The organism is Streptomyces sp. NPDC050658, from assembly GCF_044457025.1.
In the GTDB taxonomy this organism is placed as follows: domain Bacteria; phylum Actinomycetota; class Actinomycetes; order Streptomycetales; family Streptomycetaceae; genus Streptomyces.
Map to the genome: position 1 here is coordinate 1 of NZ_JBITGM010000014.1, position 21068 is coordinate 21068.

Here is a 21068-nt window from a genome sequence, read left to right on the forward strand (position 1 = left end):
GGGCGCTTCCCTTCGGTGTTTCATTTTGTTCTTGCTGTTCTTGCGTTTCCGACTCTATCAGACTCTTTCGTGTCCGATTTCCTCGGTGCCTTTCCAGTTCCCGCTCCAGCCTCTCGGCCTTCGCGTTTCCCTTTCCGGCGGTTCCGACTTTATCAGAAGTTTTCCGCCGGACTGACCGGCTCGGAAGTTCCGATTTATCGGGAGTGGCTTCTCGTCAATGAAATTCAAGAAGCAAGCAGATGTTAACTGCCGCCACTGGACTTGTCCAGTTCTAGGCAACTGTTCGAATCTACCTCCCCAGTCCTTCCGTGTCAACGGTTTTCTTGGGGCGTCGAGGAGACTAGCAGGTCAGCAGGGGCGTACGCACATCAGGCGGCCGTGGGAACCGTCGCGCTGCGCTCCTCGGCATCCAGGTCACCCGTGGCGCCGGCACGTGCCGCCCTGCCGCCCACCACATAGACGTACGCAAGGAATGCCAGCTCAGCAGCGATTCCGATGGTGATGCGGGCCCAGGTCGGCAGGCCTGAAGGGGTGACGAAGCCTTCGATGGCTCCTGCCACGAAGAGGACCAGCGCAAGGCCCACAGCCATGCCCAGGGCGGCGCGGCCCTCTTCCGCCAGTGCCGTGCGTCGTGTCCGTGGGCCGGGGTCGATGAGGGTCCAGCCGAGGCGGAGACCCGTACCGGCGGCCACGAAGACGGCGGTCAGCTCCAGGAGGCCGTGCGGCAGGACCAGGCCGAGGAAGGTGTCCAGGCGGCCGGCCGATGACATCAGGCCGATGCCCACGCCCAGGTTGAGCATGTTCTGGAAGAGGATCCAGATCACCGGGAAGCAGAGGAAGCCGCCCAGGACCAGGCACATCGCCGCTGCTTGGGCGTTGTTCGTCCACACCTGGGCGGCGAAGGACGCCGCGGGGTGGCTCGAGTAGTACGTCTCGTACTCGCCGCCGGGCCGGGTGAGCTCGCGCAGTTCCGAAGGGGCCGCGATCGAGGCCTGGACCTCCGGGTGCGTGGATATCCACCAGCCGATGACCGCGGCGAGCAGCGTCGAGAGGAGTGCGGTGGGAACCCACCAGTGGCGGCTTCGGTAGACCGCTGCCGGGAAGCCGTGGGTCAGGAAGCGGGTCACGTCGCGCCAGGAGGCGCGCCGGGTTCCTGTCACCGCGCTACGCGCGCGTGCCACCAGGTGTGTGAGGCGGCCGGTGAGCTGGGGGTCCGGGGCGCTGGACTGGATGAGGGAGAGATGTGTGGCCGTGCGTTGGTAGAGGGCGACGAGTTCGTCGGTCTCGGCTCCGTTGAGGCGGCGCTGGCGGCGCAGCAGGGCGTCGAGGCGGTCCCACTCGGCGCGGTGGGCGGAGACGAAGACGTCGAGGTCCATCAGGCGGCTGCTCCTCGTACTGCGGCACGATGCTGCCTCAGCTTGGCAGACTGGCCGTTACTGGGGCACTACGGGGAAGGGCGGTCGGCGTGAGTGAGCTGGTGACGGGCGAGGCGGTGGCGCTGGAGCTGCGGCCCGCGAAGCTGCCGAGTCGGGCGCTCGCGGTACTGATCGATCTCGTGGTGGCCTGGGCGGTCTATCTCGGCGTGACCATCGGGATCGTGGCCTCGACCTCGTCGCTGGATGACGCCGCGGCCGCCGCGATCGCTGTCGCGAGTTTCCTGCTGATCCTCGTCGGCGGGCCGATCGCCGTGGAGACGCTCAGCCATGGGCGGTCGCTGGGGAAGCTGGCGTGCGGGCTTCGGGTGGTGCGGGACGACGGAGGGCCGATCCGGTTCCGGCACGCCTTGGTGCGGGGTGCAGTGGGGGTCGTCGAGATTCTGCTGACCTTCGGGGTCGTCGCGGTCATTGCCTCGCTGGTGTCGGCGCGGGGGCGGCGGCTCGGGGATGTGTTCGCGGGGACGCTGGTCGTGCGGGAGCGGGTGCCTGCCGGTCGGGCGGCGTTCGTGCCTCCGCCGCCGCCCTGGCTGTCCGGGCGGTTCTCGGGGCTGGATCTGTCCGGGGTGCCCGACGGGCTCTGGCTGGCGATCCGGCAGTACCTGACGCGGATGGGGCAGTTGGATCCGCAGGTGGGCTGGGCGATGGCCGAGCGGCTCGCCGGGGATCTCGCGGCGCGGACGGGGACGCCTGCGCCGCAGGGTGTGCCGCCGGCCGCGTACCTGGCCGCTGTGGTGCAGGAGCGGCAGGCGCGTGATGCCCGGCGGGCGTTCGGTGGAGGTGGGAGTGCGAGCGGTGGCGGTGGCGGGGGTCCTGCCGGTCCTCTGCCGACTGCGGGCCATCAGGCTGTTTATTCCGGCTACCCGGCTCCCTCAGTTCCCGCAGCTCCGTCAGTGACCGGAACTCCCTCAACGCCTGCAGCCCACCCGGCCGCCGCCGCTCCCCCGGCCGAAGTGTCGCCTCCGAGCACGGGATTCGTCCCGCCCGCCTAGAGCTGGGCATGCGTCAGGCGAACGTCGACGGCGGGGTTTCGAGGTTCTCGAGTTCGATGCCGGGGGCCGAGAGGACTACGTCGCCGGCGATGTGTACGGCGTGCTGCTCGCCGGTGTCCAGGGCTGTGACCTGGTATTCGTCCACGATCAGGGGGCCGTTGTCAGTGGCGTGTGCTTCGCTTTTGAGCAGGGCCCAGGACTGGTCGAGGGTGCGGGGGGCGAGGACCGGGTCGGTGAAGGCGACGAGACGTACGCGGGTCGCGGGGGCAGTGGGGGTGAGGCGCAGGAGGCGTGAGGTCGCGACGAGGAAAGCGGGGGAAGTTCCGGTGAAGGCGTGGGCGGGGGCGTTGTCCTCGGTGGCATGGGCGCCGGTGGCGTCGGTGCGGACCCAGGTCACGCCGTCGATGGCGGCGGCGCGGATCTGCCAGTCCCCCGCGTGCAGTTCGAGGCGGATGGGGCGGCCGAGTTCGTCCAGGGCGAGGTCGACGGAGCCGGTGTGCTCGCCCGAGGATGCGATCCGCTGGGAGACGTAGCGCCAGCCGGAGGGGCCAGGGGCGCAGTGGAAGTGTTCCTCACCGAGGGGGGTGTGGTCGTGCGGGTCGTGGAGCGAATAGTGGCCGCGGGGCATGGGGGTTGAGTCCTCGTCGTGGGCGGGGTTCGGCCGGGGTGGGTGTTGACCGGTTGCGGCCGTGCTCTCACGGGCGCAGGCCCCCGCCCCGGTGGGCGAGGGCCTGCGGTGAGCGTGGTCGGCGGGGCCGGGGCCCCGCCGGGCTCGGTCAGTAGCGGTAGTGGTCCGGCTTGTACGGGCCCTCTACCTCCACGCCGATGTACGCGGCCTGCTCGGGGCGGAGCGTCGTGAGCTTCACGCCGAGCGAGTCGAGGTGCAGGCGGGCGACCTTCTCGTCGAGGTGCTTGGGGAGCACGTAGACGTCGGTCGGGTACTCGTCCGGCTTGGTGAACAGCTCGATCTGGGCCAGGGTCTGGTCCGCGAAGGAGTTGGACATCACGAAGGACGGGTGGCCCGTCGCGTTGCCCAGGTTCAGCAGGCGGCCCTCGGAGAGCACGATGAGGACCTTGCCGTCGGGGAACGTCCAGGTGTGGACCTGCGGCTTGACCTCGTCCTTGACGATGCCGGGGATCTTCGCGAGGCCGGCCATGTCGATCTCGTTGTCGAAGTGGCCGATGTTGCCCACGATCGCCTGGTGCTTCATCTTGGCCATGTCCGAGGCCATGATGATGTCCTTGTTGCCGGTCGTGGTGACGAAGATGTCGACCTTGTCGACGACCTCGTCGAGCGTGGTGACCTGGAAGCCGTCCATCGCCGCCTGGAGGGCGCAGATGGGGTCGACCTCGGTGATGATCACGCGGGCGCCCTGGCCGCGCAGGGACTCCGCGCAGCCCTTGCCCACGTCGCCGTAGCCGCAGACGAGGGCGGTCTTGCCGCCGATCAGGACGTCCGTGGCGCGGTTGATGCCGTCGACCAGGGAGTGGCGGCAGCCGTACTTGTTGTCGAACTTCGACTTGGTGACGGCGTCGTTGACGTTGATCGCCGGGAACAGCAGCGTGCCGTCGCGGTGCATCTCGTACAGGCGGTGGACGCCCGTCGTGGTCTCCTCGGTCACGCCGCGGATCTCCGAGGCGAGCTGGGTCCACTTCTGCGAGCCCTCGGTGATGGTGCGGTTGAGGAGCTGCAGGATGACGCGGTGCTCGTCCGACTCGGCGGTGTCCTCGGAGGGGACCTTGCCGGCCTTCTCGTACTCGACGCCCTTGTGGACGAGGAGGGTGGCGTCGCCGCCGTCGTCCAGGATCATGTTCGGGCCGCCGGTGGGGGTGTTCGGCCAGGTCAGCGCCTGCTCCGTGCACCACCAGTACTCCTCGAGGGTCTCGCCCTTCCAGGCGAAGACCGGGATGCCCTGGGGGTCGTCCGGCGTGCCGTTCGGACCGACCGCGATGGCCGCGGCCGCGTGGTCCTGGGTCGAGAAGATGTTGCAGGAGACCCAGCGGACCTCGGCGCCGAGGGCGACCAGGGTCTCGATGAGGACGGCGGTCTGCACGGTCATGTGCAGCGAGCCCATGATGCGGGCGCCGGCCAGCGGCTGGGTGGCTGCGAACTCCTTGCGGATCGCCATCAGGCCGGGCATCTCGTGCTCGGCGAGGGTGATCTCCTTGCGGCCGAATTCGGCGAGGGAGAGATCGGCGACCTTGAAGTCCTGGCCGTTGATGAGAGTCATGAGTGAGCTGCTCCTCGTGGATGGATCGAGGGTGGACATGGCTGACCTGCGGCAACGGGACACACGAGTGCACCGGCGCGCGCAGCGCAGTCCGTCGGAGGCCCTCTCTCCCTCGGCCGGTCCGTGCGCGGACCGCCCGACCGCCATCAGCAGCGACGTCTGGCTCAGTCACAAAGCTACACCGATTGGCCGAGTCAGCCCCAGCCCGCCTCCGGCCACGCCCGTGCGGGCGGGGTGGCCGAGGAAAGGGCCACAGACCCTGCCAATACGGGACCTTTGCGCTTTTGATCCTCGTCGTATGTGTTGCAGGATGCCTTGAGATCGGGAACATTTGCGCGATCTTGTTTGACGAAGGTGTTAGGCGTTAGGAGATCCACGTGAACCATCCGGCCGATCCCCCCATAGGCGGTGGCGACGGCGAGCGGAAGAAGCTCAAGCTGCTCGCGGTGACCGCCTGTCCGACCGGTATCGCTCACACGTACATGGCCGCGGAGAAGCTCGCGCAGGCCGCGGAGAGCCTCGGCATCGACATGAAGGTGGAGACCCAAGGCTCCATCGGGGCCGAGAATGTCTTGACTGACAACGATGTCAGAGACGCCGACGGCATCATCATCGCCGCCGACAAGGACGTCGACCGCGGCCGCTTCGTCGGCAAGCGCGTGCTGTCCGTCGGGGTCTCCGAGGGCATCAGCCACCCCGAGCGGCTCATCGAGCAGGTGCAGAGCGCCCCCGTGCACGGGGCGGGCGGCGGAGGCGGTGCCGCCGAGCCGCTCACCAGCGGCGGCGGAGGCGGCAGGGAGCGCAGCGTCGCGTACAAGGCGCTGATGAACGGCGTCTCGTACATGATTCCGTTCGTCGTGGTCGGCGGTCTGCTGATCGCCATCTCGCTCTCGCTCGGCGGTCACACCGACCCCGAGGGCGGACTCGTCATCCCCGACGACTCCTTCTGGATGCACGTCAACCAGATCGGCGTCATCGGCTTCACGCTGATGGTGCCGATCCTCTCCGGCTATATCGCGTACGCGATCGGGGACCGGCCCGCGCTGGTGCCCGGCATGATCGGCGGCTGGATCGCCAACACCGGTGAGCTGTACGACTCCAAGGCGGGCGCGGGCTTCATCGGGGCCATCGTGACCGGCTTCCTCGCCGGCTATCTGGTGCTGTGGATCAAGAAGGTCAAGGTCCCCAAGTTCGCCCAGCCGATCATGCCGATCATCGTGATCCCCATCGTCGCGACGACGGCACTCGGGCTCTTCTTCATCTACGTCATCGGCAAACCGATCTCGTGGGTCTTCGAGCATCTGACCGACTGGCTCAGCGGGATGACGGGGACGAGTGCGATTCTGCTCGGCGCGATCCTCGGGTTGATGATCGCCTTCGACATGGGCGGGCCCGTCAACAAGACGGCGTTCCTCTTCGGCGCGGGGCTCATCGCGACCGGCAACCAGACCGTCATGGGCATGTGTGCCGCGGCGATCCCGGTCATGCCGCTCGGCCAGGGCCTCGCGACGCTGATCCGCAAGCGGCTCTACAGCGAGCAGGAGCGGGAGACGGGCCTCGCGGCCTTGTTCATGGGCATGTTCGGCATCTCGGAGGGTGCGATTCCGTTCGCTGCCGCCCGGCCCGCGCAGGTCATTCCGGCGAACATGCTGGGCGGTGCCGTGGCCGGTGCGATCGCGGGTCTCGCGGGCGTCGAGGACGCGGTGCCGCACGGCGGGCCGATCGTGGCGGTTCTGGGCGCCATCGGGGGCGTACCGATGTTCTTCGTCGCGGTCGCCATCGGCACCGTCGTCACCGCGCTCACCACCGTCACGCTGGTCGACCTCAGCGAGCGCAAGCGACGCGGGGCGCCGGTCGTGGACGTGCCGGGTGGTCCCGAGCCGGTGCTCGCGGGCGTGGGCGCAGGTGCGGGTGCGGATGCGGGAGCCGTCGGCGCGTCGCTCCAGAAGGCGCCTGCCGCGACGACCGCCGCCGCCCCGGCTGCTGCCGCCCCCGCGGACGCGGTCCCGGCGGACGCGGCCCCCGAGGTCCTCTCCGGCTATCTCACCGCGCAGACCGTGAAGGTCCAGCTGGAATCCGAGGACAAGGATTCCGCGATCCGCGAGATGGCGGCGCTCCTCGCCACTACCGGCAAGGTCGCCGACGTGGACGAGCTCGTGCGGACGGCCCTGCGCCGCGAGGCCCAGGGCACCACCGGGCTCGGCGAGGAGATCGCCATCCCGCACGCCAAGACCGACGCGGTGGTCTCGCCGGTCGTCGGGTTCGCGCGGTCTTCGGAGGGCATCGAATGGGGTGCGCTCGACGGTACGAAGGCCAAGCTGATCTTCATGATCTCGGTGCCGGAGGCGGCCGCCGGGGATGAGCACCTGCGGATTCTCGCGCTGCTCTCGCGGAAGTTGATGGACACGGACTTCCGTGCCCGGCTTGAGGCGGCGCCGGACGACGCGGCGATTCTCGACGTGCTGCGCGAGGTCCAGTAGTCGCGTCAGTACGTTGATGGGGCCCCGCACCTTCCCAGGTGCGGGGCCCCATCAACGTACGTACAAAAAACGCTACTTCGCCGGGTTCGTGCCCTCGGCCGCCGCCGTCTCGCTGTAGATGTCCGGCTCCAGGTAGATCACGCGGGCGATCGGGACCGCCGCGCGGATGCGCTCCTCGGCGGCGTTGATCGCGTTGGCCACTTCGGTGGCCGTGTCGTCGTGCTGGACGGCGACCTTGGCCGCGACGAGGAGTTCCTCGGGGCCGAGGTGGAGCGTGCGCATGTGGATGACGCGGGTGACCGTGTCGCCGTCGACCAGGGCCTGCTCGATCTTCTCGACCTCGTCCGTACCCGCGGCCTCGCCCAGGAGCAGGGACTTGGTCTCCGCGGCGAGGACGATCGCGATCAGGATGAGCAGGACACCGATGCAGAGCGTGCCGATGCCGTCCCAGATGCCGTCGCCGGTGGCGAGCGCGAGGCCCACGCCGCCGAGGGCCAGGATCAGACCGACGAGCGCGCCGAGGTCCTCCAGGAGCACGACCGGCAGTTCGGGAGCCTTCGCGCGGCGGACGAACTGCGTCCAGGTGAGGCTGCCACGCGTGTGGTTCGACTCCTTGATGGCCGTGCGGAAGGAGAAGCTCTCGGCGATGATCGCGAACACCAGCACGCCGACCGGCCAGTACCAGGCCTCGATCTCGTGCGGGTGCTTGATCTTCTCGTAGCCCTCGTAGATCGCGAACATGCCGCCGACCGAGAAGAGCACGATGGAGACCAGGAACGCGTAGATGTAGCGCTCGCGGCCGTAGCCGAAGGGGTGCTGCGGGGTCGCCTCGCGCTGCGCCTTCTTGCCGCCGAGGAGCAGCAGCCCCTGGTTGCCCGAGTCCGCGAGCGAGTGCACGCTCTCGGCGAGCATCGACGACGAGCCACTGAAGAGGAACGCCACGAACTTCGCCACCGCGATCGCCAAGTTGGCGGCGAGTGCCGCCACGATCGCCTTTGTTCCGCCTGACGCGCTCATGAGTGCCCGTTGTCCCTTCGCCTGCGTACGCTCTTCAACCACTGCCGGTCGGACGCGGCTTTGCCCGTCCTTTGCGGTGGGTCATTGTTGCAGCACGAGCGACGCGTGGTGTCTCAGGCCACCACAGTGGCACGGAAGAGGGTGCCTACTCCCGACACTTCGGTCTTTTCCTCCGCGGGGACGAACACGGATCCGCCGGGCGTCAGCGGCACATCGCCCACACGGACGGCGCCCGCCGTGCAGAGCAGGATCTGCGGGGTGCCTGCGGTGAGGTCGTGCGTGGCGCCGCCCTCGGGCAGCACGAAGCGGGAGAGGCGGAACTCGTCGATCGGGGTGTCGTAGACCTCCTCGCCGTCGGGCGAGGCCTCCGGGCGCAGGATGCCGGGGTCGGTCGCCTCGAAGCGGACGATGCGCAGGAGTTCGGGTACGTCGACGTGCTTGGGGGTCAGTCCGCAGCGCAGCACGTTGTCCGAGTTGGCCATGATCTCGACGCCGAGGCCGTCGAGGTAGGCGTGCGGGACACCGGCGCCGAGGAACAGGGCCTCGCCGGGCTGCAGTCGGACGTGGTTGAGCAGCATCGCCGCGATGACGCCGGGGTCTGAGGGGTAGTGGTGCGCGAGTCCCGCGTACGGGGCGTAGTCGCCGCCCAGGCGCTCGGCGGCGGCGGTGACCTCGGTGACGGTCGCGGCCATCTGCTCGGGGTCGGCGCTCAGCACGGCCGTCAGGACCTCGCGCAGGGCGGCCTCTTCGGGCTTGGCGTGCAGCAGGTCGACGTACGGCTTCAAGGAGTCGACGCCCAGACCGGCTAGCAGGTCAGCGGCCTCGACCGGCGGGCGGAAGCCGCACAGGCCGTCGAACTCGGTGAGCGCGCAGATCAGTTCGGGCTTGTGGTTGGCGTCCTTGTAATTGCGGTGCGGGGCGTCGATCGGGACGCCGCGGCGCTCCTCGTCCGCGTACCCCTCCTTCGCCTGCTCCAGGTCGGGGTGCACCTGAAGGGAGAGCGGGGAGCCGGCCGCGAGGAGCTTGAGGAGGAAGGGCAGGCGCGGGCCGAACTTGGCGACCGCCGCGCGGCCGAGCTCGTGCTCCGGGTCCTCGCCGATCACCTCGTTGAGCGGACCGCGCTCGGTGCGCGAGGGCGCGCCCGGGTGGGCGCCCATCCACATCTCGGCCTGCGGCTCACCGCTCGGCTCGACGCCGAGCAGCTCCGCGATGGCGGTGGTGGAACCCCAGGCGTAGGGGCGGATGGTGTTGGTGAGGCGGTCCACGGAGGGGGTCTCCCTTACGTACGTATCTGCGTGCTGCGGGGTCTCAGGTCATGACCCGACCGGGGTCATGATCGGTCCCTCGGGGCGAGCGCCAGGTAAACGGCGGCGAAATCCGTGACGGCGATCAGGTCGGCGAGGGCTTCCAGTTCCTCGCCGGCCTCCGGTTCCAGCTCGCTGATCGCCACGTCGTGGCCGTGCGCGAGCTCCCTGGCCGCGGGGGCGGCGGTGAGACCGCCGGCGTCGATCGACTGGTCGCGCAGGAGCACGACGCGGGCGCGCAGCGACTGGGGCTCCTCCACGCGGTCGCGGAAGAAGTCGTCGCCGTCGGCGCTCGGGGCGAGGTCGCCGGCGAGCAGCGCGCCGTGCGCGGGCAGCGCCTCGGGGAGCTCTCCGGCTACCGCCGGATGTCCGGCGAGCTCGGCGAGCGTGGCGGCGAAACGGCGGCCCGTGGGGCCCGCGAGCTGCCCCTCGGTCCAGATCACCGGGAGCGCGTCGGCGAGCTCCGCGGCGAGGGTCTTGGCGGGATTGCTGTACGTCGCGATGGCGGGGCCGCAGCGTTCGGCGACGGTGTCGAGGCGGTCGGCGATCTTTTCCAGGGTCTCGACCGGGGCGGTGATCAGGCCCGTGCGGTCCAGGAGGATCAGGAGCGGCGTCAGGAGGGCCCACAGGGTGGCGGGGGCGGCCGCGGCGGCCTCGTCCTCCAGGCGGCGCGCCTCGTACCCCTCGGAGGCTCGCTCGCCGTCGTGCGGGGCCTCGAATTCTCCGTACGGAGATGTCGCCATCGGCACCGTGAGGCCGTGGCTGCCTTCCACGCCTTCGGCCAGTGGGGTGCGGGCGGGGGCCACGGCGACGACCGTGCAGCCTCGGCGGTAGGCCTGCTCCGCGAGCAGGGTCAGGCCCGGTTCCGTGCCGTCCGGCGTTGCGATGAGCAGCAGGTCCACGGGGCCCGCCCAGCCGGGGAGCGCCCAGCGCAGGGCGCCTGCCGCGGGGGCGACGCCGGTGGGGGCCAGGCGGATCACGGGGCAGCCTGCGCCCGCGAGCGAGCCGAGGAAGTCGGCGACGCTGGTGGCGGCGGTGCCGGGGCCCGCGATCAGGACGGCCCGGGGGCGGCCGTCGGGCTTGAGCTGCGTGAGTCCGGCCTCGGTGGCGTGCCGGACCGCGGTGCGGACGCGGGCGCCGGCCTCCGCGGCGCCGCGGAGCAGGCCGCGGCGGTCGGCCACGGCGAGCGCCTCTGGGGCGTCTAGCAGCGATTCGTCGAGCATGGGGGTGAGGCCTCCGATCGCCGTGCGCGGCTTCCTGCGGGGTGCGCGTCTGTGTTTTCGCGGTTACTCCGGGCGGCGGGCCTCGTCCACGAGGAGGACGGGGATGCCGTCGCGGACGGGGTAGGCGAGGCCGCAGTCCTTGGCGTCCGCCGTGCAGAGCAGCTCTGTGTCGGCCTCCTTGAGGGGGGCGTGGCAGGCCGGGCAGGCGAGGATCTCCAGGAGGCCGGCTTCGAGCGGCATGGGGTTGGTCCCTTCGGGCGCGGGTGGGGTGGGGGATGTGGCCTGGTCAGCGTACCGCTGGCCGGGGGCCTGGGCTTGTGCTCGGCCGGGGGCCTGGGCTTGTGCTCGGCCGGGGCTCCGCCCCAGGCCCCCTTGGTTCGGTGACCGGTCTCTTTGCCGGCTGCGGGCCGGTGGTGGTTTGTGCCCACCCGTTCCGCCGTGCGGAACGCCTGCCCACAAACGGGGCGGGGGTGGGCAGAGGGGCCGGGACGCCTGCCCGCAGGTGCGGCGGCGGGGCGGGCAGAGGCTCCGGGACGCCTGCCCGCAAACGGAGCGGAGTGGGCAGAAGGGCCGGAACGCCTGCCCGCAGGTGCGGCGGCGGGGTGGGCAGAAGGTCCGGGACGCCTGCCCGCAAACGCGGCGGTGGGGCGGTGGCTGTTGGCTCAGCCCCTGATGATCGCCAAGGCCTCGTCCCGTGTGGTGGTCATCGTTGCCTCGTCCCTCGCCTCCACGTTCAGGCGGAGGAGCGGCTCCGTGTTGGAGGCTCGGACGTTGAACCACCAGTCCGTGGACGTGATCGTCAGGCCGTCCAGTTCGTCCAGGGTGACGTCCTCGCGGCCCTCGTACGCCGACTTGATCGCGGCGAGGCGGGCCGTCTGGTCGTCGACCTTGGAGTTGATCTCTCCGGAGCCGGCGTAGCGGTCGTACTGGGCGACGAGGGACGACAGCGGGCCGTCCTGGCCGCCGAGCGCCGCGAGGACGTGGAGCGCGGCCAGCATGCCCGTGTCCGCGTTCCAGAAGTCGCGGAAGTAGTAGTGCGCCGAGTGCTCGCCGCCGAAGATCGCGCCCGTCTTGGCCATCTCCTCCTTGATGAAGGAGTGCCCCACGCGGGTGCGGACGGGCGTGCCGCCGTTCTCCCGGACGACCTCGGGGACCGACCACGAGGTGATCAGGTTGTGGATGACAGTGCCCTTGCCGCCGTTGCGCGCGAGCTCGCGCGCGGCGACCAGGGCGGTGATCGCGGAGGGCGAGACCGGGTCGCCGCTCTGGTCGACGACGAAGCAGCGGTCCGCGTCGCCGTCGAAGGCGATGCCGAGGTCGGCGCCCTCCTCGCGCACCCGCTGCTGCAGGTCCACGATGTTCTTCGGGTCGAGGGGGTTCGCCTCGTGGTTCGGGAACGTGCCGTCCAGCTCGAAGTACATCGGTACGAGCGTGAGCGGGAGGCCCTCGAAGACCGTCGGGACCGTGTGCCCGCCCATGCCGTTGCCCGCGTCGACGACGACCTTCAGGGGGCGGATGGACGTCAGGTCGACCAGGCCCCGCAGATGCGCCGCGTAGTCCTTGAGGGTGTCCCGCGCGGTGAGCGTGCCGGGCGTGGCCGCCGGCTCCGGGGCGCCGGTCTCCGTCCAGCCCTCCACCAGGGCGCGGATGTCGGCGAGGCCGGTGTCCTGGCCGACCGGGGCGGCGCCCGCGCGGCACATCTTGATGCCGTTGTACTGCGCGGGGTTGTGCGAGGCCGTGAACATCGCGCCCGGCAGGTTCAGCGCCCCCGACGCGTAGTAGAGCTGGTCCGTCGAGCAGAGGCCGATCTCCGTGACGTCCACGCCGAGCGAGGCGGCACCGCGCGCGAAGGCACGCGAAAGGCCCGGCGACGAGGGCCGCATGTCGTGCCCGGTCACGATCGCGTCCGCGCCCGTCACCTTCGCGAAGGCCGCCCCGAACAGCTCGGCCAGCGACTCGTCCCACTGGTCCGGTACGACCCCGCGCACGTCGTACGCCTTCACGATCTGGGACAGATCAGCAGTCACGGCCAACCCTCTCTGCAGGTTCTGCGAGTTCAGCGGTCTCGGAAAGTGTCCCTGTCTTGGTCCAGGAGGCACTCGTCGGTCACCCCAAACTACCCGCAACAACTGACAGCCAGCTGTGAGTGGCGCCAAGCCCAACCGCCGGCATCAGGCTCGCGTCACGGCAGCATCCAGCCCAGCGCCGCCGTGCTCTGTCCCACCACGATCAGACACATCACCAGCAGGAGTCCGATGCTCCAGGGCAGGACCTTGCGCAGCAGATCGCCTTCCTTGCCCGCGAGTCCGACCGCCGCGCACGCGATCGTCAGGTTCTGCGGGGAGATCATCTTGCCGAGTACGCCGCCCGAACTGTTGGCGGCGGCGAGCAGTTCGGGCGAGAGCCCCGACTGCTGGGCCGCCGTCACCTGGAGGGCGCCGAAGAGCGCGTTGGCCGAGGTGTCGGAGCCGGAGACGGCCACGCCGAACCAGCCGAGCACCGGCGAGAGGAAGGCGAGCCCCGCGCCCGCGGCCGCCACGAAGTGGCCGATGGTGGCGGCCTGTCCGGACAGGTTCATGACGTACGCGAGAGCGAGGACCGAGGTCACGGTGAGGATCGCGAAGCGCAGTTCGTGGACCGTCGCCAGCCATTCGCGCACTGCCACGCGCGCGTGCACCCCGATGACGGCGGCCGTGCCGACACCGGCGAGCAGCACGAGCGTCCCGCCCGTCGCCACCAGCGGCAGCGAGAAGAGATTGCCGCCGACCGGGTCCCCGTCCGGGTTGCCGACGTTCAGGAAGGGCCAGTCGAAGGTCCGGGTCGCCTTCGTCAACAGGTCCTTCACGGGCGGGATCTGGGCGATCGAGAAGATGGTGACGATGAGCGCGTAGGGGGCGTAGGCGCGCAGGATCTCGGGCCGCCGGTCCTGCTCGTCCAGGTCCTCGCTGCGTACGCCGGTGAGGACCGCGGCGCGTACGGGTTCCGCCGCGGGCCTGCGCGCGCCGGGCACCGCCACCAGGGCGCCCGCGCCCACCAGGGCCGCCCCGATGTCGGCGAGTTGGGCGGAGACGTAGTTGGACGCGACGAACTGCGCGGCGGCGAAGGCGAATCCGCACACCACGGCGGGCACCCAGGTCTCGCGGAGCCCGCGGCGGCCGTCCACGAGGCCGACCAGGAGCAGCGGTACGACGAGGGCGAGCAGCGGCGTCTGGCGGCCGACGACCGTGGCGACGGTGTCCAGCGGAAGCCCCGTCACCTGAGCCAGCGTCACCACGGGGGTGCCCATCGCGCCGAAGGCGACGGGCGCGGTGTTGGCCACGAGGGCGACGACGGCGGCCTTCACGGGGTCGAAGCCGAGCGCCACCAGCATCACCGAGCAGATCGCGACGGGCGCGCCGAAGCCGGCGAGGGCCTCCAGGAGCGCGCCGAAGCAGAAGGCGACGACGAGGGCCTGGATGCGGGGGTCGTCGGAGAGCCGTCCGAAGGAGCGGCGCAGGATGTCGAAGTGCCGGGTGCGGACCGTCATCCGGTACACCCACAGGGCGTTGACGACGATCCACAGGATGGGGAAGAGGCCGAAGAGGGCCCCTTGCGCGGCGCTGGAGACGGTCTGACCGAGCGGCATGCCGTACGCGAGCCAGGCGACGAGGACGGCGACCGCGAGGCCGATGAGCCCCGCCCGGTGCGCCTTCATGCGGACGGCGCCGAGCAGGACGAGGACGGTGAGCAGGGGCAGGGTCGCGATGAGGGCGGACAGGCCGAGCGAATCGGCGAGGGGCTCCAGCTGCTGCACGTACACGGGCGACTCCCCGGTTTCCGTGATGCGGAAAGCGATCTCTCACGAGTGGGGGAATGGTCGACTCCGCGACATGGGCACGTCAATGGGTCGTGCAACAGAAATTGTTCAGCGGTAAACGACAGGGTGCTCCGGGAGTGCGGATACGCCTACGGAGAGGGCCGCCTCGGAAACGCGGCCCACGGAGAGTGCCTGCTCAGGAATCCGGGGAGCGCAGCACCCGGAGATGGCCGCGGCGTGCGACCTCCATCGGGTCCGCCGTGCGCGCACCGCCTCCGCCGGCCTCCGCCGCGCGCTCCTGCGGCCGTGCGGCCTCGCGCACCGCGTTGGCGAGCGCCTCGAGGTCGTCGCCGCTGGGGCGGGCCGGACCCGAGGCGTCGGCGAGCCGGACGACCTCCCAGCCGCGCGGGGCGGTGAGGCGCTCGGAGTGCTCGGCGCACAGGTCGTAGCAGTGGGGTTCGGCGTAGGTGGCGAGGGGGCCGAGGACCGCGGTCGAGTCGGCGTAGACGTACGTCAGCGTCGCGACGGCGGGACGGCCGCAAGCGGTGCGCGAACAGCGACGTACAGGGCTCACGATGTTGGACGGTACCGCACTCTTGAGCGGGCCGCGACGACTCTCCCCGACGTCACCCCACCGTGTCGCGCTGTGATCCCCGCCACGACGGGCTTCTGGGGCGCCTCACTGACCTGCGGCGACGTCGGAGGCCAGGGTGCCCCATGGTGTTGAATCCGGTCACCACTTGGCGCATTTCCCGTCATTCGTCGCGAGATCGACGGTCCGGGAGAGACACGGAATCGGGCGCAAGCTTGGCCGGAATGGTCATCGGGCGACATGGCGTGCGCCGTTCGGAACCGGCGCGGAAGCGGGGGCGGGCGCCGGGCGGAAGCTGTGCGGAAACGGCGATCTCGAGGACTACGCTTCGTCAGTGATGGAAGACCCCGTACAGCCCCGCTCCGCCGAGCCGAGGCCCCGCCGCCGCGACCGCCACGGCAGGGGCATGCGCGGCCCTGTGGCGCCGCCCCAGGTGCCGCTGTCGGCCAGCCGCGCCGAGGTCTTCACCGACCTCGTGCAGGACTCCGTGGAGCGGCTCGAGCGGCGCTGGCCGCAGCTGAGCGACATCGATTTCCTGGTGCTCGAGGTGCCGCCCCTGGGCGGCGGCGAGGGCGACTGGAGCGACGAGGCGGTCCCTCTGGGAGGCACGATCCAGGCCTCCGAGGGGCGCCCCGCCCGTGTCGTGATCTACCGGCGGCCCGTCGAGATCCGCACCAAGGGGCGGGACGAGCGGGCCGCGCTGGTCCACGAAGTGGTCGTCGAGCAGGTCGCCGAGCTGCTCGGGCTCTCTCCGGAGTCGGTGGACCCGCGGTACGGGGAAGACTGAGCGCCCTCCCCGCAGCCGTACGGAGAAGCCCTACTTCTGCAGCACCGTCAGATCCTGTTCCGACTCCGGCACCGACACCATCCCCCGGTCGTCCGGCAGCGTCTGGACCGTGAAGCCGGGGACACCGTCCTCCGGGATCTCCAGCATCCGGGAGCCGTAGACCTCGGCGCCCCCGACGGGCTCCACCGTGAGGGCGTACGCGCCCTTGAGCCCGGCGGGGACCGGAGGCCTGACGCCCAGGGTCGTGCCGCCCTTGACCGTGTACGTCTTCGTCGCCGACGAGCCGCCTTCGGTGCCCGCCGACGCGGTGACCTTCACCTTCGCCGTCTTGCCGGGGGCGACCAGGGACAGCGTGGAGCCCTTGGAGCGGTTGTCGGCCACCGTCGCGCGCGTACCGATCGCATTGGTGCCCGGGATGAACGCCGTCTCCTGGTCGGCGCCCTTCCCGCGGACGACCCGCAGGGCCGCCACCACCGGCACCTCGTCCTCGGTCGGCGTGAGGACCAGCGAGCCCGCCTCGCCCTTGGTGACATCACCGAGGTCCACGGCGGTCGTCATCCCGGACTTGACGTGCAGCGTGGCGTGTCCCGCCGGGCTGATCGAGCCGGTGGGCGAGGCCAGTTGGACCTTCAGGTCCGCGTCGTCGGAACCGGGCGCGAAGGCGACCAGGCGTACCGAAGTGGCGTCCTTGGGGATGCCCGGCAGTACGACACGGCCCGCGGGGTCGGCGGACGCCGGCAGCCAGTCGCCGCCGAGCTTGTCGTCCGACGACTGGACGGCGGCCGCGACCCGGCCGCTGCGCGCCATGACGTGCATCGTCAGGTTGGTGTGCTCCTTCGGGACGAGCGTGGAGAGCAGCACGGGGACGCTGCCGTTCGGCTGGACCTGGATCGACTCCCCCACCTCGGACTTGATGGGGCCGTCCGGGCCGAACAGCTCGATGTCGACGACAGCCGCCGAGTCGTCCGGGTTGGTCAGGTGGATGTAGTCGCTGCGGTCCTTGGACGTGCTCGCTCCGGGGAACCAGAAGTCCGTGTCGGGAGCGGTGCAGTTGGCGCCCTGGACGCCGCGTCCGCTGCCCGCCGCGTACGTGGTGGTCTGCTGGACGGTCCAGCCGGGGGCGAGCGCCCCGTCGGCGGTGCCGATGAGGGCGGGCGACTCTGCGCCGGACTCCTCCCCGGCGACCGGCTTGCCCGGCGTCTTCGACGTCAGGAACGGCTTGACGGCCTTCTTCTTGTCCTTCTCGGTGCCCTTGAGGGCGGCCTCCGTCAACGCCCGCGTGGCGGGCAGCAGTTCCGCCTCGCCCTCATCTCCGGAGCCCTCCCCCTTCGGGGTGAACGCCGTGTACGAGGTCTCGGCGAGGTCGGACGAACTGGGCACCGGGCAGAGCAGGCTGGTGCGTTCGACGGGCAGCCGCGGGGCCGCCTTCGCGCCGTCGTCGGCCGAGCCGCCCGGCACATTGGCCGCGGCGAATCCGGTGACGGCCGCCAGCGCGGCCACGGCGGCGATCAGGGACTGGGTCGTGCGGTTCACTGCCGGCTCCCGTCGGGACGCTCACTGTCGGTGCTGTGCGGCGGCTGCGGGGGCATGGGCGGCATCGGGGGCTGCTGCTGCCCGTACGCCGCGTCGTACGACTGCTCGTAGGGGTCGTACTGACCGCCCTGGTAGGCGTCGGCCTGGTACGCGGACTGCTCGTACGAGCCCGCCGGGTAGGGCTGCCCGCCGTCGTACGCGGTGTGGTCGCCGCCCGCGGGTGCGGCCGGGGTCTCCCACCCGCCGTACGACTGCGCCTGCTGCCCGGGGACCGCCGCGAGGGCGGGCTCCTCCTCCGGAGGAGGAGACGGTGTTCCCGTCTCGTCCTGCGCGGCGGCGTCCTGTTCGGCCTGGGCCCGCAGCCTGCGCGCCCTGCGCCCCTCGCCCTCGACCGGCTGGGCCGGGATGACGGGTGCTTCGGGGAGGTCGTCGTCCACGTCGCGGCGGCGGCCCGGCAGTGCGAGCACCACCAGGACGACGGCCATCGCGCCCTGCGCCCACAGCCATCCGGTGTGGCCCGCGGAGCCGTCGTAGGTGACGTCCAGGCGGCCTCCGGTGGCGGGCAGGTCGAAGCCCTGGGCCCAGCCGTCCAGCGTGGTCCTGGTGAGCGGGCGGCCGTCCAGGGTGGCCGTCCAGCCCTCGTCTGCCTCGTCGGCCAGGCGCAGGGTGCGGCCCTCGTCGCCCGCCGGGACGTTCGTGTGCAGCTCCACGGGGCCCGCCGCCACCGGCAGCGGGTCGGCGGACTCGGAGACGATCGTGGCGCGCGCGACCTGCCGGTCGACGCGCCACAGGGCGCTGCCGTCCTCCTGGCTGAGCCGGGTGAGGCCGGGCGTCGCGTCCAGGACGCGGCTCATCTGCCGGGGCGCTCCGTCGCGTACGAGGACGTAGCGCACCGCGAAGCCGCCGAGCTGGTCGGCCTGGTCGGCCCCGGAGCCCGCGACGAGGTGGGCGACGATCTTGTCGAGCTGCTCGTTCGAGCCGCCGGCGTCCGCCAGCTCGGCGTCACCGAGCCGCGAGCCCGAGCCGCGGACCAGGGAGTACGAGACGTCGGCGGGCGACCCGCTGTCCAGGACGAGGGTGCGGGCCTGGTCCTGGGTGCCGCTCTCCTCGGCGACGAACGCGGGCACCTGCACCGGGTCCCGCCGCTCCAGCGGACCGTCGGCGCCCCGGATCATCCACCCGGCGGCCACCAGCAGCGGCCCGGCGGCCGCCGCGAAGGCGATCAGGACGGCGACCGGCTGACGCCAGCCGAAGCTCTGCTCGGCGACACGCGTGCGTGCCCCGTCGGCGCCGAGCGCGGCGGCGGCGAGGAGCGCGATGCCGTAGGCGAGGGTCGCGGGTCCGGCCCACGCCGAGCCGTTCGACAGGGCGGCGAAGACCAGCGAGACCAGGGCGATGACCCACGCGGTGCGGACCGCGAGCTGCCGTTCGGTGCGCAGCAGTGCGGCGAGGGCGGCGAGCACGATGCCGATGAGCAGCAGCCCGTCCACGGTTCCGGGGCCGCCCGGGCTGCCGCCGAGCAGGTCGAAGCCGCTCGCGGAGCCGGCGCCGAACTCGAGCCCGGCCTCGCGGAAGAAGCCGAACGGCAGCAGCGAGAGCGACCACGGGGCGAGGATCAGGAGCGGGGTGCCGAGCGTGGCGAGGAAGCGCAGTCCGTACGCGGTGATGTCGGCACGGCGCAGCGCGAGCAGGGCGAGGCCGAGCACCAGGGCGATCGGCCACACGATCGGTGTGAAGGCCGTGGCGACCGTCAGGAGCAGGGCGTACGCCCAGGTGGCGCGCCAGCTTCCGCGCGTCCCCTCCGGAGAGGTCAGTCCGCTCGCCGCGATGCCGGCGCGGGCGATGAGCGGCAGCAGGACCGCGAGGACGGCGGTGCCGATACGGCCGCCCGCGAGCGCGCCCGTGGCGGCCGGCAGGAAGGCGTAGGCGACCGAGGCCCAGGCGCGCAGGAGGCGCGACTCGACCAGCGGCCGGGACGCGAAGTAGGCGGCGAATCCGGCCAGCGGCACCGAGCCGACGAGGAGCACCGTGACGGCGAGCCCGGTCGACCCGAAGAGCAGGGAGGAGAGCCCCGCGACGAGCGCGAGGTAGGGCGGCGCGGCCTGGGTGCCGCCGGTGCCCAGGGGGTGCCAGGCGTCCAGGTAGCGGTCCCAGAGGCCGGCGGAGTCGGCGGGTGCGGGCAGCAGGGCGCCGCCCGCGAGGGCACCGCTGCCGAGGAGTTGGCGGCAGGCGATGAGGGAGACGAAGAGCAGCACTACGAAGAGCATCGGTCCGGGCTTGCGGGCGATGCGCTTGAGCCGGGCGAACTGCTCGACCTCCAGGAAGTCCGCGTCGTCCCCGCCGGGGCCCGACTCGACGGCGCCGTGCCGGCCCGCGCCCATGACGGCCTCGGGGTCGGAGCGGCCGACGATGTTGCCGGCGACCTGTTCGACGGTGGCACGGACGGTGGCGCCGGGCGGCGGGAAGAGCGGCCGCATCTCGGCGGCCTCCGGCACCGGCTTGCCGCGCTGCTTGCGGGCGCCGAGGATCCGGCCGGGCCGCAGCAGCGTCCCCAGCAGACCCGCGACCTCGTCGACCGCCTGTCCGGGGACCTTGCCGACGAGGTACGCGACGGTACGCAGGACGGTGCCGACGACGAGCCGCAGCAGCACCCACGGGAGCACCGCCGTGCGGGCGTTGACGAGCAGCGCGTACGAGGCGCCCGCCTTGTCCACGCGGTGCGGCGACGTCGACGTACGGCCGACGCAGTCGACGGTGCGGCGCTCGCGGGACGAGGCCTCGGCGTGCCGCACGACGGCGTCGGGGGCGACGAGGACGCGGTGGCCCGCGTTCTGGGCGCGCCAGCACAGGTCGACGTCGTCCCGCATCAGCGGGAGGCGCCGGTCGAAGCCGCCGAGCTGGTCGAAGACGTCGCGCCGGATCAGCATGCCGGCCGTGGAGACCGAGAGGACCGGTCGTACGTGGTCGTGCTGGCCCTGGTCCTGTTCGCGGCGGTCGATGCCGGTCCAGCGGCGGCCGCTGTTGGCGATGGAGACGCCGACTTCGAGGAGTTGCCTGCGGTCGTACCAGCCGCGGAGCTTGGGGCCGACGATCGCGACGTCCTTGCCGGCCTCGCGTTCGTTCTCGACGACGCGCAGCAGTTCGGCGAGCGCGCCGGGTTCGGGCGCGCAGTCGTCGTGCAGCAGCCACAGCCACTGCTCGGGCTCGCCGTGCGGGAGCTCCGGCATGTCGTAGGCGTCGTCGCGCCAGGACCGGGTGACCGGGTCCCAGCCGCTGGGGCGCTTCAGATAGGGCAGCTCTTCGGGGGTGAGCACGCCGGCCGTGCGGACGGCCTCGTCGACGGCGGTGCCGAAGCCGGAGCGCCGGGCGAGATGCAGGACGCGGTCGGGGCCGAACGCCTCGGTGACCAGGCGCGCGGAGTCGTCCGCGCTGCCGGTGTCCGCGGCCACGGCGTTCTGCACCGGGCGCTCCTGGCCGAGCAGTCCGGCGAGGGCGTCGGGCAGCCAGCGGGCGCCGTCGTGGGAGACGATCACGGCGGTGACGACGTGCCGCGGAAACTCGGGCGGGCGCGTCGGGTCGAAACCTGCGGCGGCAGCGTCAGGGTGGCTGGCTGCCGAAGTGCTGTGCACGGACATCGAGGTACGGGCCCCGGTTCGATGGACTGCGGTGGACGCCTGCGC

General features: G+C 71.5%; 16 protein-coding genes. 4 read left to right on the plus strand and 12 right to left on the minus strand.

The window, feature by feature from the left end:
* Window positions 1–246, plus strand: a 246-nt coding sequence (locus ACIBKX_RS35445; protein WP_363277159.1) for a hypothetical protein, incomplete at its 5' end; no start/stop codon positions are given.
* Between the two features lie 122 nt (window positions 247–368).
* On the opposite strand, the gene ACIBKX_RS35450 is transcribed toward ACIBKX_RS35445, so the two are convergent.
* The gene (locus ACIBKX_RS35450; RefSeq protein WP_363277158.1) at window positions 369–1376 is read right to left on the minus strand and encodes a stage II sporulation protein M; all 1008 of its coding nucleotides are present in this window, start codon (window positions 1374–1376) and stop codon (window positions 369–371) included.
* Window positions 1377–1465: 89 nt separating this feature from the next.
* On the opposite strand from ACIBKX_RS35450, the gene ACIBKX_RS35455 reads away from it, so the two are divergent.
* Window positions 1466–2425, plus strand: coding sequence for an RDD family protein (locus tag ACIBKX_RS35455; RefSeq protein WP_363277157.1), 960 nt, complete (start codon window positions 1466–1468; stop codon window positions 2423–2425).
* 13 nt (window positions 2426–2438) lie between these two features.
* On the opposite strand, the gene ACIBKX_RS35460 is transcribed toward ACIBKX_RS35455, so the two are convergent.
* Window positions 2439–3053: a hypothetical protein gene (locus ACIBKX_RS35460; RefSeq protein ID WP_363277156.1), complete on the minus strand. Its 615-nt coding sequence runs from the start codon at window positions 3051–3053 to the stop codon at window positions 2439–2441.
* 148 nt (window positions 3054–3201) lie between these two features.
* Window positions 3202–4656: an adenosylhomocysteinase gene (ahcY, locus tag ACIBKX_RS35465; protein WP_363277155.1), complete on the minus strand. Its 1455-nt coding sequence runs from the start codon at window positions 4654–4656 to the stop codon at window positions 3202–3204.
* A 377-nt stretch (window positions 4657–5033) separates the two neighbouring features.
* On the opposite strand from ahcY, the gene ACIBKX_RS35470 reads away from it, so the two are divergent.
* On the plus strand, window positions 5034–7136 hold the full coding sequence (locus ACIBKX_RS35470) for a fructose-specific PTS transporter subunit EIIC (RefSeq protein ID WP_399376946.1): 2103 nt from the start codon (window positions 5034–5036) through the stop codon (window positions 7134–7136).
* 72 nt (window positions 7137–7208) lie between these two features.
* Here the strand turns inward: ACIBKX_RS35470 and ACIBKX_RS35475 are convergent, their stop codons facing one another.
* The 7 genes from ACIBKX_RS35475 to ACIBKX_RS35505 all read right to left on the minus strand — a co-directional run bounded on the left by ACIBKX_RS35475 (window position 7209) and on the right by ACIBKX_RS35505 (window position 15050).
* Window positions 7209–8153 carry a cation diffusion facilitator family transporter gene (locus tag ACIBKX_RS35475; protein ID WP_363277154.1) on the minus strand — a complete coding sequence of 315 codons (945 nt, stop codon included), beginning with the start codon at window positions 8151–8153 and terminating at the stop codon, window positions 7209–7211.
* Window positions 8154–8266: 113 nt separating this feature from the next.
* Window positions 8267–9418 (minus strand): mannose-6-phosphate isomerase, class I, encoded by a 1152-nt coding sequence (gene manA / locus ACIBKX_RS35480; RefSeq protein ID WP_363277153.1) that lies wholly within the window; start codon window positions 9416–9418, stop codon window positions 8267–8269.
* A gap of 65 nt (window positions 9419–9483) precedes the next feature.
* Entirely contained in the window at window positions 9484–10680 is a 1197-nt protein-coding gene (locus ACIBKX_RS35485) for an SIS domain-containing protein (protein ID WP_363277152.1), read from the minus strand.
* Between the two features lie 63 nt (window positions 10681–10743).
* Window positions 10744–10920: a Trm112 family protein gene (locus ACIBKX_RS35490; RefSeq protein WP_363277151.1), complete on the minus strand. Its 177-nt coding sequence runs from the start codon at window positions 10918–10920 to the stop codon at window positions 10744–10746.
* A 422-nt stretch (window positions 10921–11342) separates the two neighbouring features.
* Window positions 11343–12707, minus strand: coding sequence for a phosphomannomutase/phosphoglucomutase (locus ACIBKX_RS35495; protein ID WP_363277150.1), 1365 nt, complete (start codon window positions 12705–12707; stop codon window positions 11343–11345).
* Between the two features lie 155 nt (window positions 12708–12862).
* The gene (locus ACIBKX_RS35500) at window positions 12863–14479 is read right to left on the minus strand and encodes an L-lactate permease (protein ID WP_363277149.1); all 1617 of its coding nucleotides are present in this window, start codon (window positions 14477–14479) and stop codon (window positions 12863–12865) included.
* A gap of 193 nt (window positions 14480–14672) precedes the next feature.
* Window positions 14673–15050 carry a DUF3499 domain-containing protein gene (locus ACIBKX_RS35505; protein WP_363277148.1) on the minus strand — a complete coding sequence of 126 codons (378 nt, stop codon included), beginning with the start codon at window positions 15048–15050 and terminating at the stop codon, window positions 14673–14675.
* A 355-nt stretch (window positions 15051–15405) separates the two neighbouring features.
* On the opposite strand from ACIBKX_RS35505, the gene ACIBKX_RS35510 reads away from it, so the two are divergent.
* Window positions 15406–15855: a metallopeptidase family protein gene (locus ACIBKX_RS35510; protein WP_363277160.1), complete on the plus strand. Its 450-nt coding sequence runs from the start codon at window positions 15406–15408 to the stop codon at window positions 15853–15855.
* 30 nt (window positions 15856–15885) lie between these two features.
* Here the strand turns inward: ACIBKX_RS35510 and ACIBKX_RS35515 are convergent, their stop codons facing one another.
* Together ACIBKX_RS35515 and ACIBKX_RS35520 are read right to left on the minus strand one after the other, a co-directional pair.
* Complete coding sequence (locus ACIBKX_RS35515; protein ID WP_363277147.1) at window positions 15886–17388, minus strand: DUF5719 family protein; 1503 nt, start codon at window positions 17386–17388, stop codon at window positions 15886–15888.
* On the minus strand, window positions 17385–21023 hold the full coding sequence (locus ACIBKX_RS35520) for a glycosyltransferase family 2 protein (protein WP_363277146.1): 3639 nt from the start codon (window positions 21021–21023) through the stop codon (window positions 17385–17387). The genes ACIBKX_RS35515 and ACIBKX_RS35520 overlap by 4 nt, the downstream gene beginning before the upstream one ends.
* Between the last annotated feature and the right edge of the window lie 45 nt (window positions 21024–21068).